The sequence below is a fragment of the Kitasatospora sp. NPDC056138 genome, assembly GCF_042264695.1.
In the GTDB taxonomy this organism is placed as follows: domain Bacteria; phylum Actinomycetota; class Actinomycetes; order Streptomycetales; family Streptomycetaceae; genus Kitasatospora.
Window position 1 is genome coordinate 320,029 of sequence record NZ_JBHJVK010000001.1, and the last position, 14,012, is coordinate 334,040.

Genomic DNA, 14,012 nt, shown 5'->3' on the forward strand with positions numbered 1-14,012 from the left:
CGTCACGCTGTGCGTCACGTTGCGGGTCACGTCCATTCCAGAACGCCCTTCCTCCAGGCGTAGAGCAGCCCGACCGCGAGGAAACCGATGAAGACGAACATCTCCACCAGGGTGGCCATACCGAACCCGGCGGCGGCGAAGACCGTCGCCCAGGGGAAGAGATAGATCGCGTCGACTGCGAAGATCACGTACAGGAAGGCGTAGACGTAGTAGCGGACCTGGGTGTGCGCCCAGTCCGCGCCGACCGGGTCTACGCCGCACTCGTAGGTGAGCAGCTTCTCCGGTGAGTACACCACCGGCCGCAGCAGACGGTTGGCGGTGAAGGCCACCGCGACGAAGAGCACACCGACGACGGCCAGCAGGCCCACCGCCGCGTACGCGTCGAAGTAACCGCCGCCCACGGCGGGGTCGGCAGCGGCCAGCGGCCCCTCCATACTTCTTCGCCTCCAGATCGGCTGCGGCCCCACCACTACCGGTGGGCTCGCCCTGCCTCTTTTTACGCGCTCATAACCATCGCTACGGCGCGAGTCTAAGCGCAGCGGTGTACTGTCCCCACACCCTGCCCGATCTTCAAGACATCCGGTGGACACCGACCGGGACACCACCTCCTCCCGGCGCCTCTCCGTCAGGTCGGTCGGGAAGTGGGGATAACCCCCTGACGCGGACGCCGATCACCCCCATGGCCCCGGACCCCGTCGACCCGGAATGCTGGACCCAACAGTCCACCGAGAGGGCCAACGCCATGAACGACGCGCCGCCGAGCCGACCGCCGACCCGTCCCCCGCTGTACGGGGCGGCGATGTGGCGCCAGGTGCAGCATCTGCTGCTGAACCTGCCGATCGGTCTCGGCGGCTTCGCTTTCACCGTAGTCTCACTCACCGCCGGGCTGGGGTTCTCCATCACGGTGATCGGGCTGCCGCTGCTCGCCGCCGGACTGGCCGGCTGCCGGGCGTTCGGCGCGCTGGCCCGCCGCCGGGCCCGGGTCGGTTTCGACCTCGACGTCCCCGGGCCGGGTCCCGTGGTGCTCGCCCGGCCCGGCCTGGCGGGCTGGGTGATCGCCGCGCTGACCGACTGGCTGAACTGGCGCTCCGCGCTCTACTCCGTCCTGCTGCTGCCCTGGGGCATCCTCAGCTTCACCCTGACCCTGGTGCTGCTGGTGGTCGGCTGGCCGGTGCTGCCCTGGGCGGTGCGCTTCCTCTGCACGGTGGACGGCATGCTGATCGGCAGCCTGCTCGCCCCGGGAGCGCTCACCGAGCGGGTGAAGGAGCTGGAGGACGACCGGGGCGCGGTGGTCGACACCGCCGCCGCCGACCTGCGCCGGATCGAGCGCGACCTGCACGACGGCGCCCAGGCCCGGCTGGTCGCCCTGGCCATGGACCTCGGGCTCGCCAAGGAGAAACTGGCCGACTCCGCCGAGGCACCGGACCCCGAGGGCGTCCAGGCCGCCGCGAAGATGGTGGGCGCCGCACACGGCGAGGTGAAGCTGGCCCTCCAGGAGCTGCGCGACCTCGCCCGGGGCATCCACCCGGCCGTACTGACCGACCGCGGCCTCGACGCCGCGCTCTCGGCGGTCGCCGCCCGCTGCACCGTCCCCGGCGGGGTCAAGGTGCAGGTCGACCTCGAACGCCAGGACGGTACCGTGCAGCGGCCGGACTCCGCGGTCGAGGGCATCGCCTACTTCACGGTGAGCGAGCTGCTGACCAACATCTCCAAGCACTCCGGTGCCCGCACCGCCACCGTGGACGTCTGGCGGTCCGGCGACCGGCTGATGGTCCAGGTCCAGGACGACGGCAGGGGCGGCGCCGCCGCCTACCCGGGCAGCGGCCTGGCCGGCCTCGGCGAGCGGATCGGCGCGGTGGACGGACTCTTCCTGGTGAACAGCCCGGCGGGCGGCCCGACCAGCATCACCGTCGAGCTCCCCTGGCGGACCAGGGCACGCTGACACCCCGCACCGGACACGGCCGGGCCCGGCAGCCACCACCCTTGCGCGGTGCGGCTGCCGGGCCCGGGGTCGTGACGGGGCTCGGCGCTCGGGGGCTCGGCGCCGCGGGCGGCTGCCGCGCCCAGCCGGCCCGGCCCCTCCGGGTCGCTCAGCCCTCCAGGGTGCCGAGCGTGACGTCGGCGGTCATGCTCCGGCCGTCCCGCACATAGGTGACGGTGACCTTGCTGCCCGGCTGGAGCGAGGCCAGCGCGGTGGTCAGCCCGCCGAGCGAGGTGACATCGGTGTCCCCCAGCTTGGTGATCACGTCGCCCGCCTGGAGCCCCGCCGCGGCTGCCGGGCCACCCGCGGTGGTGCCGACCACGACGGCACCCGCGGGCCGGAAGTCGGCGTTGAAGTACGTCCTGGCGGTGATGCCGAGGGCGGCCCGGCCCGAGTTGGTGACCTTGCCCTCCTTGATCAGCTGGTCGGCGATGCTGGTGACGGTGGCGGCGGGGATCGCGAAGCCGATGCCCGGTGCGGCGCTGCCGTTGGCCTCCTGGTCCACGGCGGCCAGTGTGTTGATCCCGATCACCTGGCTGTTCAGGTTGACCAGCGCGCCACCGCTGTTGCCCGGGTTGATGGCGGCCGAGGTCTGCACCATGTTGCCGATGGTGGCGCCCTGCGAGTCGGGGCTCCTCGGCTCGGTGACGGTCCGGCCGATGGCCGAGACGATCCCCTGGGTGACGCTGGAGGAGAGCCCGAGCGGGCTGCCCATGGCCAGGGTGATCTGGCCGACCTCGACCTTGCTGCTGTCCCCGAAGGCGGCCGGCCGGAGACCGGCCGGCGGGCTGCTCAGCCTGATCACCGCGAGGTCGGAGTCGGGGTAGCTGGCGACCAGGGTGGCGGCCAGGCTCCTGCTGCTGTTGGCCAGGCTGACGGAGAAGGTCTGGGCGGCGCCGACCACGTGGGCGTTGGTGACGATGTTGCCCTCGGTGTCGTACACGATGCCGGAGCCGAGGCCGTTGGGGGTGGTGATCTGCACCACCGAGGGCAGCACGTTGCTGATCACCTTCTGGTAGTCCTCCTGCAGCTGCACCCCGCCGTTGCCGGACGGGAGGGTGGAGCCCGACGGGCTGGCGGACGGACCGGCGGAGGACGAGGAGGCGGTCGAGGAGGACGAGGTGCCGCCGGTGCAGCCGTTCACCAGCAGGCCGGCCAGCGCGAGGGCGGTTGCCGCAGGCAGCAGCCTCGGGCCGGTGGGGCGGGGTCCTGCCGGAATCGGACGGATGGGTTCCTTCTTGGGGTACACCTTGGGCTGCCTCCGGTTCCGGACAGGGTGAAGCCGCGGCGAACGGCCGACTTTGTCAGCATTCCACCGGTATGTCCGATTTTCCGGAGCGACGCGCCCGCACGGCCCGCCCCCGGGGGCGGGCCGCGCCCTAGGCGTCCAGCAGGTCGAAGAGCTGCTCCCAGCGGGCCGTCACCTGCTCGGGCGCGTAGCGGACGATCGCCTCGCGCGCCTTCTCCGCCATGGTGTCGCGCAGCTCCCGGTCGTCCATCAGACGGCCGAGCTGGCGGGCCAGGGCAGTGGTGTTGCCGGTCGGCGCGAGCAGGCCGTCCTCGCCGTCGCGGATGATCTCCCGGACACCCGGCGCGCAGTCGAACGACACGCAGGGCACGCCGCAGGCCATGGCCTCCATCAGCGAGATCGGGAAGCCCTCGCCGCGCGAGGACATCGCGAAGACCGAGGCCCCGGCCAGTGCCCCGGGCACGTCGTCGGTCCGCCCGGGGAACTCCACCGAGTCGTCCAGGCCGAGTTCGGTGCACTGCGCCCGCAGCGCCGCCTCCTCCTCGCCCAGGCCGTAGATCTTCAACCGCCAGCCGGGCCGCCGGTCCACGACCGCCGCCCAGGTCTCCAGCAGGAGGTCGTAGCCCTTCTCCTGGGCCAGTCGCCCGATGCTGACCACGGTCTTCCCGGCCGGCGGCACCGTCTCGGGCAGCGGGAAGGGCAGCGGGTTGGGGATGCCGCAGGCGCTGTTCATGCCGTCGCGGATCCAGGCGTCGGCGTCCTCCCCGGTGAGCGCCACCAGCCGGTCCACGTCCGCGTAGTAGCGCTTGACCCGGCCGTACCGCGAGGTGGCGCGGCAGGTCTCGTACGACTCGTGGGTCATGCCGATCACCTGGAGGCCCTTCAGGTCGGCCTGCACCACCCACTCCATCGCCCAGACCTGGGTGACGACGACCACCGCGCCGGGGCGGGCCTCCTGGAACATCCGGCTCATCCGGGCGGCGGCCTCGCGCACCCCGGCCGAGCGCCGCGCCTCCTGGCGGCGGGCCCTGGCGTCGAGGTGCTGCCAGGGGTGGCGCGGGGTCCACGCGGACGGCGGGCGCTCGCGGTACAGGGTGGTCATGCCGTACGGCAGGTCGTCGCCGAAGTCCTTGTGCAGGACGGCGGGGGCGATGCCGATCAGCTGCACCCGGTGGCCCTCGGCACTGAGGAGCTCGGCCATCCGGTGCGACCAGCTGGCGACACCGCCCAGCTCGTCCACGCTGTTGCTGACGATGAAGATGTCGCGGCTCATCGACCGGCCTCCTGCTCCGTCTCGGCACCGGGCGCTGCGGGCACCGCGGGCGCCCCGGGCGCCCCGGGCGCGCTCCGGGCGCCGAACATCAGATCGGCGATCCTCGCCGCCGCGTCGCCCTGGTCGTACTCGCCGTACTCGGCCACGAACTGCCGCCGGGCGTCCGCGTACTCCTTGCCGACCAGGTCCAGGTCGCCGAGCGCCTCGTAGAGCTCCCCGGCGTCGCGCAGCACCGGGCCCGGCGCCTCCCGCAGCAGGTCGAAGTAGGTGCCGCGGACGTCCTCGGCGTACTCCTCCCAGTCGTAGGCGAAGAACAGCATCGGCCGGTCCAGCAGCGCGTAGTCGAACATCAGCGACGAGTAGTCGGTGATCAGCGCGTCCGCCATCAGGTAGAGCGGGGTGACCTCCTGGACGGCGGAGACATCGATCACCCTGCCGTCCACCGAGGGCGGCAGCACCACCTTGTTGAGGTAGTGGCAGCGCACCAGCAGCGTCATCCGGTCACCGAAGCGCTCGGCGAACTCCTCGACGTCAAAGGGAAGTTCGAAGGAACGGACCCGCCCGGACGCGTCCGCGCGGAAGGTCGGCGCGTAGAGCACCACCGGCTTGGTCAGGTCGATGCCGAGCTCACCGGCCAGCTGGCGGTCCTTGGCCACGCCCTCGAACCGCAGGACGTCGTTGCGCGGGTAGCCGACCCGCAGCAGCCGGTCCTCGCCGATCCGGTACGCGGGCGCCAGGGTCCGCACGTCGTGCTCGGAGCGGACCACGAAGTGGTCGAATCGGTCCAGCCCGGCCAGGTACTGGGCCTGCTGGTCGGGGGTCTGCCGCTTGACCGAGGCCAGGTCGAAGCCCATCTTCTTGAGCGCCGAGCCGTGCCAGGTCTGAACGTAGGTGGTCTCCGGCCGCTTGCGCAGCCGGTACGGGAAGCCCTGGTTGTCCACCCAGAACTCGGCCTGGGCGAGCGCCCGCAGGTACTCCCAGGACCAGCGCTTCACCAGGGTGGCCCCGGACGGGAACCCCGCCGAGCTGCCCGCGTACGACCAGACGGCCTTCATCGGCGCCCCGCGCCGCACCAGCTCCTCGTAGACCGCGCGCGGGTTGTCGCTGTACTGCTTGCCCTGGTGGCTCTCGAAGACCACCTGGCCCTTGACCACCGGCAGCCGGCGCAGCAGCTGGTGGTAGACCTTCAGCTTGGTGTCGCCGTTGTTCAGCTGCCGCTTGAGCCTGAGCGCGCCGCGCAGGCCGCGGCGGGCCCGGTCCATCGCGGTGTTGGCGATCGGGCCCGCCTCGCCGCGCATGGCGCGCTCGATCAGGTCGGTGCCCCGGCGGGCCATGCTCCCCTCGGCGGTCAGCTCGAAGGCGAGGTGGCCGCGGGCGGAGCGGTGCGGCTCCAGGCGGTCGCCGGTGAGCCGGGTGAGCCGGGGGCGGACCGGCGCGGTGGGGGGTGCGGCCAGGTCGACGTCCCCGACCGTGAGCCGGGTGCTGGTGCGTTCGCCGTTCACGGTGAGCACGCAGCGGACGTCCCAGACACCGTCGATCACGCCGAGCGGCCGCAGCGCCCTGGCCAGGTCCGCGGTGCCGGACCAGACGATGCCGTCACCGTCGTGCCTGACCTCGCGGACCGGGAAGGTGGACTTCGACTTGATCGCCTTGCGGCGGGCGGTGAACTCCAGCCTGGCGGAGATCTTGGCGTCGGCCGGGATCCGGCCGAGCGGGTTGACGATCCGGCCGGCCAGCTCGACGCCCTGCGGCCCGACGGCGTAGCGGGTGAGCCGGTTGCGCAGGAAGAGCTGGCCGAGCGCCTTGGCGTGGTAGCCGTGGTCGGTGACCTCCAGGACCCGGCGGCCCTCCGGGTCGTCCAGGTGGCCGTCGCACCAGAAGATCCGGCCGTCCCGCTCCACCAGCGGGCTGGCGAGCTTGTCCCGGTTGAGCAGGGTGTCGACGGCCGGGAGCAGGTTCTCCCAGTCGCCCCGGGACAGCAGGTAGGCGCAGATCCGCTGGATGGCCGGGCTCTCGGCGACCGCCTCCGGGTCCAGGCCCGCCAGGTAGCCGCGGGCGTGCTCGGCGAACTCCCGGCGGAAGTCCTCCGGCAGGAACGGCAGGTCGCGCAGGTGCAGCACCAGGTCGTGCTTGAGGAACTTCAGGTCCTTGCGGTACTTGAGCTCGACCATGCCGCGGTCGGCGAGCATCGCGTCGATCCGGCGGTGGATCTCCAGCCGGTCGGTGAAGTTGCGGATCTCGTGGCGGCGGTTGGAGAGCGAGGCCCCGCCCTTGTCCTTGGCCTGCGGCCACTGGTCCCAGAAGTAGACCCGGTTGGGGATCAGGGTGATCCGCTCGGCGGCCAGGTACGCCTGCGAGGAGAAGAGCAGGTCCTCGTAGAGGATGCCGAGCGGGAACTGCAGCCCGGTCCTGGTCAGGAAGCTGCGCCGGTACGCCTTGTTGGTCGAGAGGGTGTCCCAGACCAGCAGGTCGGGCAGTTCGGTGACGGAGTCCAGGGTCCGGGTGCGCGAGTAGATCCAGGGGTACCAGCGGTCGGTCTTGCCGTTCCGGTTGCCGACGAAACGGCGGACGCTCAGGCCCGAGACCAGCTCCGCGCCGGTCCGTGTGCCCGCCTCGTACAGGTTGCGGCAGGCGTGGTCGTCCAGCTCGTCGTCGCTGTCCAGGAACATCACGAACTCGCCCCGCGCCTCGGCGATGCCGTGGTTGCGCGGGCCGCCGCAGCCGCCGCTGTTCTCCGGAAGGCGCAGCGCCCGAACCCGGCCCGGGTGTTCGGCCTCGAGCCGCTGGGCGACCGCGAAGCTGTCGTCGGTGGAGCAGTCGTCCACGACGAGCACCTCGACGCCCCGCAGCGACTGGCGCAGGGCGGAGGCGACGGCCCGTGGCAGCCGGGCTGCGTCGTTGTAGACGATCACGATGATGCTGACCAGCGGCGTCGCCTGGCTGGAGGGCATGGAACGAGGGTCCTTGTCGTCGGTGAGCACAGCTCCCGGCAGCGCCGGGACCTCGGGCGTTGTCGACCGGCGGCGGACCACCGGGCGATCTCCGCTTGGCAGGACATGGTGCGGATCCCTGAGGAGTCCCGTAAATTCTGCCATCCGCCGGACCTGCCCCCGCCCACCGCCCGGAGGGACCCCCGGCTCAGCCCCTGCGGGCCAGCGCGCGGCGCAACCGGCTGCGGACGACCTCCCAGCCGCCCCGGACGCCGTCGGCGACCCGCAGCCCCAGCTCGCCGTTGCCGGTCTCGTACACCTGGACCAGGGCGATCCTGGCGGGCGGGCGGAACACCACGTGCCGCTTGGCGGGCGTCGCCGAGCGGACCGCCGTGAGAGCGCGGCTGCCGTCGGCGTAGCGGACCTTGACCCGCATCGCCCAGGCGGTCATCTCGCCGACGTCCCGCAGTTCGAAGCTGTCCACCGAGGTGGTGGCGATCCAGCCGTCCTCGGGGTGCGCAGTCAGCTGGAGCGGGTAGCGGATGGTCAGCGGCGGGCCGACCCTGGTGCGCAGCTCCAGCGTGGCGCCGACCGGCTCGGCGGCGGAGACCAGTCCGTACGCGTCGTGCACCCGCAGCCGTACCGCGCAGGAGGAGGCGAGCTTGACCACGCCGTCCACCGCCAGCGGCAGCTGGGCCGGGGGCAGCTCGGTGAGGCCGGTCAGCGGGACGCCCTCGGCCAGCTCCGGACGGCCGTCGGCGTCGACCGGGTACGGCGGGGCGAGCCGCGGCGGGTTGGCGGCGAGCTCGCCCATCCGGCGCAGCTCGGCGCCGGTGACCGGTTCGGGGCGGGCCAGCAGCAGCTCGGCCACCCAGCGGCCGGCGGGGGTGGCGGCGGCCAGCGCGGCGGGCTCGAAGGAGCTCAGGTGGGCGCGGGCGATCTGCCACCACTCGGCCCGGTACCCGGCGGGCTTGTGGCGCAGCTCACGGACGTACATCCGCAGGTCGTGGTCGACGAACTTGGTCCGGGCGGCGCGGGCCAGCTCGGGCTGGCCGGCGTCGAGCAGGATCCGGACCACCTCGGTGTGCGCGTCCACCCGGTCCTGCCAGTTGCGTACCTCGTCGCGGCGGAGCGAGATGGACTGCCGCCCGGCGGCACGGCGGACGTGCCAGAGGTAGACGGTGTCCGCGATGGCGACCAGCCGGGGCCGGGCGGAGTAGAGCAGGGCGGTGAAGACGAAGTCCTCGTAGTGCACCGCGCCCTCGGCGAAGCGCACCTGGTGGCGGTCGAGGAAGTCGCGCTCGTAGAGCTTGTTGACGCTGAGCGTGTCGCGCAGGAACTCCGGCCGGCCGCCGATGCCGTCGTAGCGCTCGGGCGGCGCGCCGTCGGCCGGGAAGAGGTCGCGCTGCCAGGGCGAGTCGGTGCCCGCCGGGAGCTCGCGGCGGACGCAGACGCCCGCGACCACCTCGGCCCGCTCCGCGACGGCGGTGTCCAGCAGGGTGCGGGCAGCGTCGGGCGGCAGCACGTCGTCGCTGTCCAGCAGCATCACGTACTGCTCGCGCGCGGCGGTCAGCCCCTGGTTGCGCGGGGTGCCGCAGCCGCCGCTGTTCTCCGTCCTGGTGAGGACCCTCACCCGGCTGTCCGCAGCCGCCAGCCGGGCCAGCCGCTCCGGGGTGGCGTCGGTGGAGGCGTCGTCCACCACCACGACCTCGGCGACCGCCTCGCCCTGGGAGAGCGCGGACCGGACGGCGGTGGCGATCCGCTCGGCGTCGTTGAAGACGATCACCACGACGCTGACCCGAGGAGGTTTGCCGAAATTGCTACTGGCCATTCGGGCCCCTACCCCCTCCATCACAGCCATTATCCGCGTCACTCAGGGGAAGGGACGGGCCGCCCGGTGATCCCAATAATCGCTTGCGATCGTACCGGACCGTGCATGTCAGCCGTCCGATTCCCCCGAGGTGCCGGACGCGCCCGTCCACCGGGAGGTCCGCTCCGGGCCGCCCCCACCGTCGGCACCCGGCATAGGATTCCCGCCATGACATGGTTGATCACCGGCGGAGCCGGTTACATCGGCGGACATGTGGTGCACCAACTGGTCGCGGCGGGTGAGCGGGTCGTGGTGCTGGACGACCTGAGCAGCGGTTCCCGGGACCGGCTGCCCGAGGGCGTGCCCCTGGTGGTCGGTTCGACCCTGGACCGGGCCGCCCTGGACGAGGCGCTGCGCGCCCACGAGGTCACCGGTGTGCTGCACATCGCTGCGAAGAAGCAGGTCGGCGAGTCCGTGGCCGAGCCGCTGCACTACTACCTGGAGAACGTGGAGGGCCTGCGCACGGTGCTGGCCGCCTCGGTCGCGGCAGGCGTGAAGAAGGTGCTGTTCTCCTCCTCCGCCGCCGTGTACGGGATGCCGGACGTGGACCTGGTGACCGAGGACACGCCGTGCGCGCCGATCAACCCCTACGGGGAGACCAAGCTGGTCGGCGAGTGGCTGCTGGACGCCTCCGCCAAGGCGTACGGCCTCTCCACGGTGTCGCTGCGCTACTTCAACGTCGCGGGCGCGGCCTCGCCGGTGCTGGCCGACGACGGCGTCACCAACCTGGTCCCGATGGTCTTCCAGCGGCTGACGGACGGGCAGCCGCCGCTGATCTTCGGCGCCGACTACCCGACCCCGGACGGCACCTGCATCCGCGACTTCATCCACGTCTCGGACATCGCCTCCGCGCACGTCGCGGCGGTGAAGCGGCTCAACGCCGCCACCGAGCCGGTCAGCCTGACCCTCAACATCGGGCGCGGCGAGGGCGTGTCGGTCAGCGAGATGCTCGCCGTGATCGCCCGGATCACCGGACGGGACACCGCCCCGGAGGTCACCCCGCGCCGCCCCGGCGACCCGGCCCGGGTGGTGGCCGCCGCCGACCTGATCCGCAAGGAGCTCGGCTGGTCGGCCGAGTACGACGTCGACACCATGGTCGCCTCCGCCTGGGAGGGGTGGCTCAGCCGCCACCCGGAGGCCCGCCAGGGCTGAGACGGCCCCCTGCGGGCCGACCCGGCCCTCCGGTGGCACGGGCCGGCCCGTCAGGGCCGGCCTTCCGCCCGTGAAAAGCCTCACCCCTGGGGCACGGCGGTGCCGTAGAAGGCGTCCAGGGCGTAGACGCAGCGGTCCTTGCTGCCGACGAAGACCCGGCCGCCGACCGCCACCGGGGAGCCGGTGAGCTCGCCCTTGGTGCCCAGTTCCCAGCGCAGGCGTCCGGAGGCCAGGTCCAGGGTGTGCAGCGAGTGGTCCCGGCTGCCGAGGTGGACCAGGCCGTCCGCGACCGCCGGGGAGCCGACGATCTCGCCCCTGGCGGTGTAGCGCCAGCGCTCCTGGCCCGAGGCGGTGTCGAAGGCATGCAGGGTGTCCCCGGCCCCGACCAGGGCGGTGCCGTCGGCGACCACCACCGGCTCGGCGCCCTGCCGGCTGCCGGTGCGGCCGCGCCAACGCTCCCGCCCGCTCACCGCGTCCAGCGCGTACACGGTGCCGAGGTAGTCCGCGACGTACACCGAACCGCCGTCCAGCGAGGGCGGGGTGAAGAGCACCACGGCGGCGTCGAAGCGCCAGTGCTCCCGCCCCGAGGCGGCGTCCAGCGCGTGCACCCGGTGGCCCGCGGTGACGTACAGCACTCCGGAGCGCTCGACCGGCCGGGACGGGACGTCCTCGCCGACCGGCACCGACCAGCGTGCTCCACCGCCGCGCGGATCGACGCAGTGCAGCCGCCCGCCACCGTGGTAGTACAGCGCGCCGGCCACCAGCGCGGGGCCGGACTGCGGGTTCTCGTAGTCCTGCTGCGCGTCGTCGGCGCGCCACAGCTCGGCGCCGGTCGCGGCCGAGCGCAGCTGGACACCGCCGCCCCTGATGCCGCAGCAGAGCACGCCGGCGGCGGCGTCCAGCGAGTACACCCAGCCGTCCAGGGAGCTGCGCCAGCGCTCGGTGCCGTCGGCGACGTCCACGGTGTACAGGTGCGGGCCGTCGGCGGCGTGCACCCGGCCGGAGTCCACGGTGAGGGCCCAGGCCACGTCGCGGGTCTTGTAGCGGCGCTGACCGGAGCCGATGTCGAGGGCGTGCACCTCGAAGCTGGAGACGAACAGGGTGCCGTCGGCGACCACCGGGGTGCCCCAGACGTCGTTGGACATCCGGAACCGCCAGGGCCGCCAGCGGGCTGCCGGGGGCGGGGTGGCGCGGCGCACCCAGTCCGTCCCGGCACCGGCCGGGTCGGCCGCACCGGTCTGGTCGGCGCGCGGTCCCGGCCCTATCCGCACGGCCGCACCGGAGAGCTGCACCTCGGCCGAGCCCTGGCCGGCGGGCGGCCGGCGGCGGGCGGCCAGCTTCTCGGTGGCCACCTCCTCGTCGAAGACGCCACTGCGGGCCGGCGGCTGCGGGGGTGCCGGCGGCGGCGCGGGCGGCCGGGGCGGCACCACCGGGGTCGGCGGCGGGGGCGGGGCGGCCGGGCGGCGGCCGCGCTTCTGCTCGATCAGGGCTATGGCGCTGGCGGGCAGCCAGTCCCCCGCGTCGCCGGAGGCGTCGTCCCGGGAGAACAGGTGCGGGGCCAGCTCGGACTGGATCTGAGCCGGCGTCGGCCGGTGCTCGGCCGCGGGCCGCATGCAGGCCCGCACCAGGTCCACCAGCTCGCCCGGCAGTCCGGAGAGGTCCGGCTGGTCGCGCAGCAGCTGAAAGACCGTCTCGACGGGGTTGCCGCCCCGGTAGGGCGGGTGCCCGGTGGCGCAGAAGACCAGCAGCGAGCCGAGTGAGAAGACGTCGCTGGCCCCGGTCACGCTGCGGCTGTCCCTGGCCTGCTCGGGGGACATGTAGGCGGGGGTGCCGACGGCGACGTTGGTCATGGTGAGCCGGGCGCTGGAGACTCCGGCGGCGATCCCGAAGTCGATCACGCGCGGGCCGTCCTCGACCACCAGCACGTTGGACGGCTTGAGGTCGCGGTGCACCAGGCCGGCCGTGTGGATCGACTGCAGGGCCTCGGCGATCCCGGCGATCAGCCAGCGGACGGCGTCCACCGGCAGCGGCCCGCACTCGGTGACCAGGTCCTCCAGGGAGGGCGCGGGCACGTAGGCGGTGGCGAGCCAGGGCACCGGCGCGTCGGCGTCGGCATCCACCACGGCCGCCGTGTAGAAACCGCCGACCGTCTTGGCGGCGGCGATCTCGCGGGCGAAGCGGACCCGGAACAGCTCGTCCTCGGCCAGCTCCCCCCGGACGGTCTTGATGGCCACCCGTCGGCCGGACGCCGACCGCGCCAGGTAGACCAGGCCCATCCCGCCCGCGCCGAGCCGCCCCAGCACCTCGAAGGGCCCGATCCGCCTCGGATCGTGCGCCGTCAGCTGGTCCACTCCGCTGCCTCCTCCCCGTATGCGGCGACCCTGGCCGGGTCGCCGCCCCGATTCTCCAATGCCCGCCCCGCCGGATCCAATCTCCCCCGCCAGTGACACGCCCGGGCCAGGGCTGCCCGGCGGCCCTCCGGAGCCGACTCTGACGATCACTCTGAGCGACCCGAGGACCCCTCAGCCGACCTGCCGTCACGCTGTGGGGTCATCAGCACACGGGGGGGCTTCGGATGCACTCCGAATATCACTCCGAGCGCCCGGATGAACGCTGCGAACCACCCTCGGGCGGAGTAATAGTCGCATCACCGAATCGCGACAAGATCGTGCCACGGTAAGCTGACGGCATGACAGGACAAGTTCGCACCGTCGACGGTCGCGTCGCCGGGCGACGCGGACAGGAGACGCGGCAGAAGCTGCTCGACTGCCTCCGCGAGATGCTCAGCACGTCGCCTTACCGGGACGTCAAGGTCATCGACGTCGCCCGTATGGCGGGTACCTCCCCCGCGACCTTCTACCAGTACTTCCCGGATGTCGAGGGCGCAGTCCTCGAGATCGCCGAGGAAATGGCCGAGGACAGCGCCGGGCTCAAAGAGCTCGTCGATGGAAAGTCCTGGGCAGGAAAGACCGGCTTCGCCACTTCGGAAGAACTGGTGGACGGATTCCTTGCCTTCTGGCGCAAGAACGACGCCATTCTCCGAGTCGTCACTCTCGGTGCAGCCGAGGGGGACAAGCGGTTCTTCAAGATCCGCATGAAGGTCCTCAACTCGGTGGTGTCGCCGCTCACCGAAGCCGTCAGGGCGAACCAGGGCAAGACCGACAAGACGGTCGATCCGGCCGCCGTCTCGGGCGCGCTGGTCTCGCTGCTCGCCTCGGCGGCGGAGCATTCGAAGGCCTTCACCTCGTGGGGCGTCAAGGTCAAGGACCTCAAGCCGAATCTGGCTCTGCAGGTCTACTTGGGCGTCACCGGTAAGAAGCCGCCCAAGTAACAGCTGTCCCACCACCCACCCAGCGCGCAACTCCGGCCTCCTGTCCGGGGTGCGTCGGACGGCGGTTGTGTCCTCGGGGGAGGTTCGCCGACGTGCCGCGACGCGCTTGAGACGACCGTGGGGGGGGGGGGCTAGCGGTATTTACCCCCCCCCCCCGCCCGGGCCGGGCCCGGGGCCCGGGCGCCGGACCACACGTCAGCGGAAGGCCCGGGGACTATAAACAAAA

The 14,012-nt window shown here is 72.6% G+C and carries 9 protein-coding genes; 3 read left to right on the forward strand and 6 right to left on the reverse strand.

Going from position 1 to position 14,012, the window contains the following annotated elements:
* Positions 1-26: 26 nt before the first annotated feature.
* Positions 27-434, reverse strand: coding sequence for an NADH-quinone oxidoreductase subunit A (locus tag ACFC1R_RS01455; protein ID WP_375930826.1), 408 nt, complete (start codon positions 432-434; stop codon positions 27-29).
* 308 nt (positions 435-742) lie between these two features.
* On the opposite strand from ACFC1R_RS01455, the gene ACFC1R_RS01460 reads away from it, so the two are divergent.
* Positions 743-1,942, forward strand: coding sequence for a sensor histidine kinase (locus tag ACFC1R_RS01460; RefSeq protein ID WP_375930924.1), 1,200 nt, complete (start codon positions 743-745; stop codon positions 1,940-1,942).
* 148 nt (positions 1,943-2,090) lie between these two features.
* Here ACFC1R_RS01460 and ACFC1R_RS01465 read toward each other — a convergent pair whose 3' ends face one another.
* The 4 genes from ACFC1R_RS01465 to ACFC1R_RS01480 form a co-directional block, all read right to left on the reverse strand.
* The gene (locus ACFC1R_RS01465) at positions 2,091-3,200 is read right to left on the reverse strand and encodes a S1C family serine protease (protein WP_375930927.1); all 1,110 of its coding nucleotides are present in this window, start codon (positions 3,198-3,200) and stop codon (positions 2,091-2,093) included.
* Between the two features lie 160 nt (positions 3,201-3,360).
* Positions 3,361-4,503, reverse strand: coding sequence for a glycosyltransferase (locus ACFC1R_RS01470; protein ID WP_375930829.1), 1,143 nt, complete (start codon positions 4,501-4,503; stop codon positions 3,361-3,363).
* Complete coding sequence (locus ACFC1R_RS01475) at positions 4,500-7,454, reverse strand: CDP-glycerol glycerophosphotransferase family protein (RefSeq protein ID WP_375930832.1); 2,955 nt, start codon at positions 7,452-7,454, stop codon at positions 4,500-4,502. Before ACFC1R_RS01475 ends, ACFC1R_RS01470 begins: the two co-directional genes overlap by 4 nt.
* 187 nt (positions 7,455-7,641) lie before the next feature.
* Positions 7,642-9,264, reverse strand: coding sequence for a glycosyltransferase (locus ACFC1R_RS01480; RefSeq protein ID WP_375930835.1), 1,623 nt, complete (start codon positions 9,262-9,264; stop codon positions 7,642-7,644).
* 207 nt (positions 9,265-9,471) lie between these two features.
* On the opposite strand from ACFC1R_RS01480, the gene galE reads away from it, so the two are divergent.
* Complete coding sequence (galE, locus tag ACFC1R_RS01485; protein WP_375930838.1) at positions 9,472-10,455, forward strand: UDP-glucose 4-epimerase GalE; 984 nt, start codon at positions 9,472-9,474, stop codon at positions 10,453-10,455.
* An 80-nt stretch (positions 10,456-10,535) separates the two neighbouring features.
* On the opposite strand, the gene ACFC1R_RS01490 is transcribed toward galE, so the two are convergent.
* On the reverse strand, positions 10,536-12,806 hold the full coding sequence (locus tag ACFC1R_RS01490; protein WP_375930841.1) for a PQQ-binding-like beta-propeller repeat protein: 2,271 nt from the start codon (positions 12,804-12,806) through the stop codon (positions 10,536-10,538).
* Positions 12,807-13,144: 338 nt separating this feature from the next.
* Here ACFC1R_RS01490 and ACFC1R_RS01495 point away from each other — a divergent pair, with 338 nt between their 5' ends.
* Positions 13,145-13,786 (forward strand): TetR family transcriptional regulator, encoded by a 642-nt coding sequence (locus ACFC1R_RS01495; RefSeq protein WP_375930844.1) that lies wholly within the window; start codon positions 13,145-13,147, stop codon positions 13,784-13,786.
* Positions 13,787-14,012: the final 226 nt, after the last annotated feature.

Bases quoted from the DNA above. Each gene is read 5' to 3' on its own strand.
- ACFC1R_RS01470 (WP_375930829.1), bottom strand. From the start codon at position 4,503: ATGAGCCGCGACATCTTCATCGTCAGCAACAGCGTGGACGAGCTGGGC.
- galE (WP_375930838.1), top strand. From the start codon at position 9,472: ATGACATGGTTGATCACCGGCGGAGCCGGTTACATCGGCGGACATGTG.
- ACFC1R_RS01480 (WP_375930835.1), bottom strand. From the start codon at position 9,264: ATGGCCAGTAGCAATTTCGGCAAACCTCCTCGGGTCAGCGTCGTGGTG.
- ACFC1R_RS01475 (WP_375930832.1), bottom strand. From the start codon at position 7,454: ATGCCCTCCAGCCAGGCGACGCCGCTGGTCAGCATCATCGTGATCGTC.
- ACFC1R_RS01460 (WP_375930924.1), top strand. From the start codon at position 743: ATGAACGACGCGCCGCCGAGCCGACCGCCGACCCGTCCCCCGCTGTAC.
- ACFC1R_RS01455 (WP_375930826.1), bottom strand. From the start codon at position 434: ATGGAGGGGCCGCTGGCCGCTGCCGACCCCGCCGTGGGCGGCGGTTAC.
- ACFC1R_RS01495 (WP_375930844.1), top strand. From the start codon at position 13,145: ATGACAGGACAAGTTCGCACCGTCGACGGTCGCGTCGCCGGGCGACGC.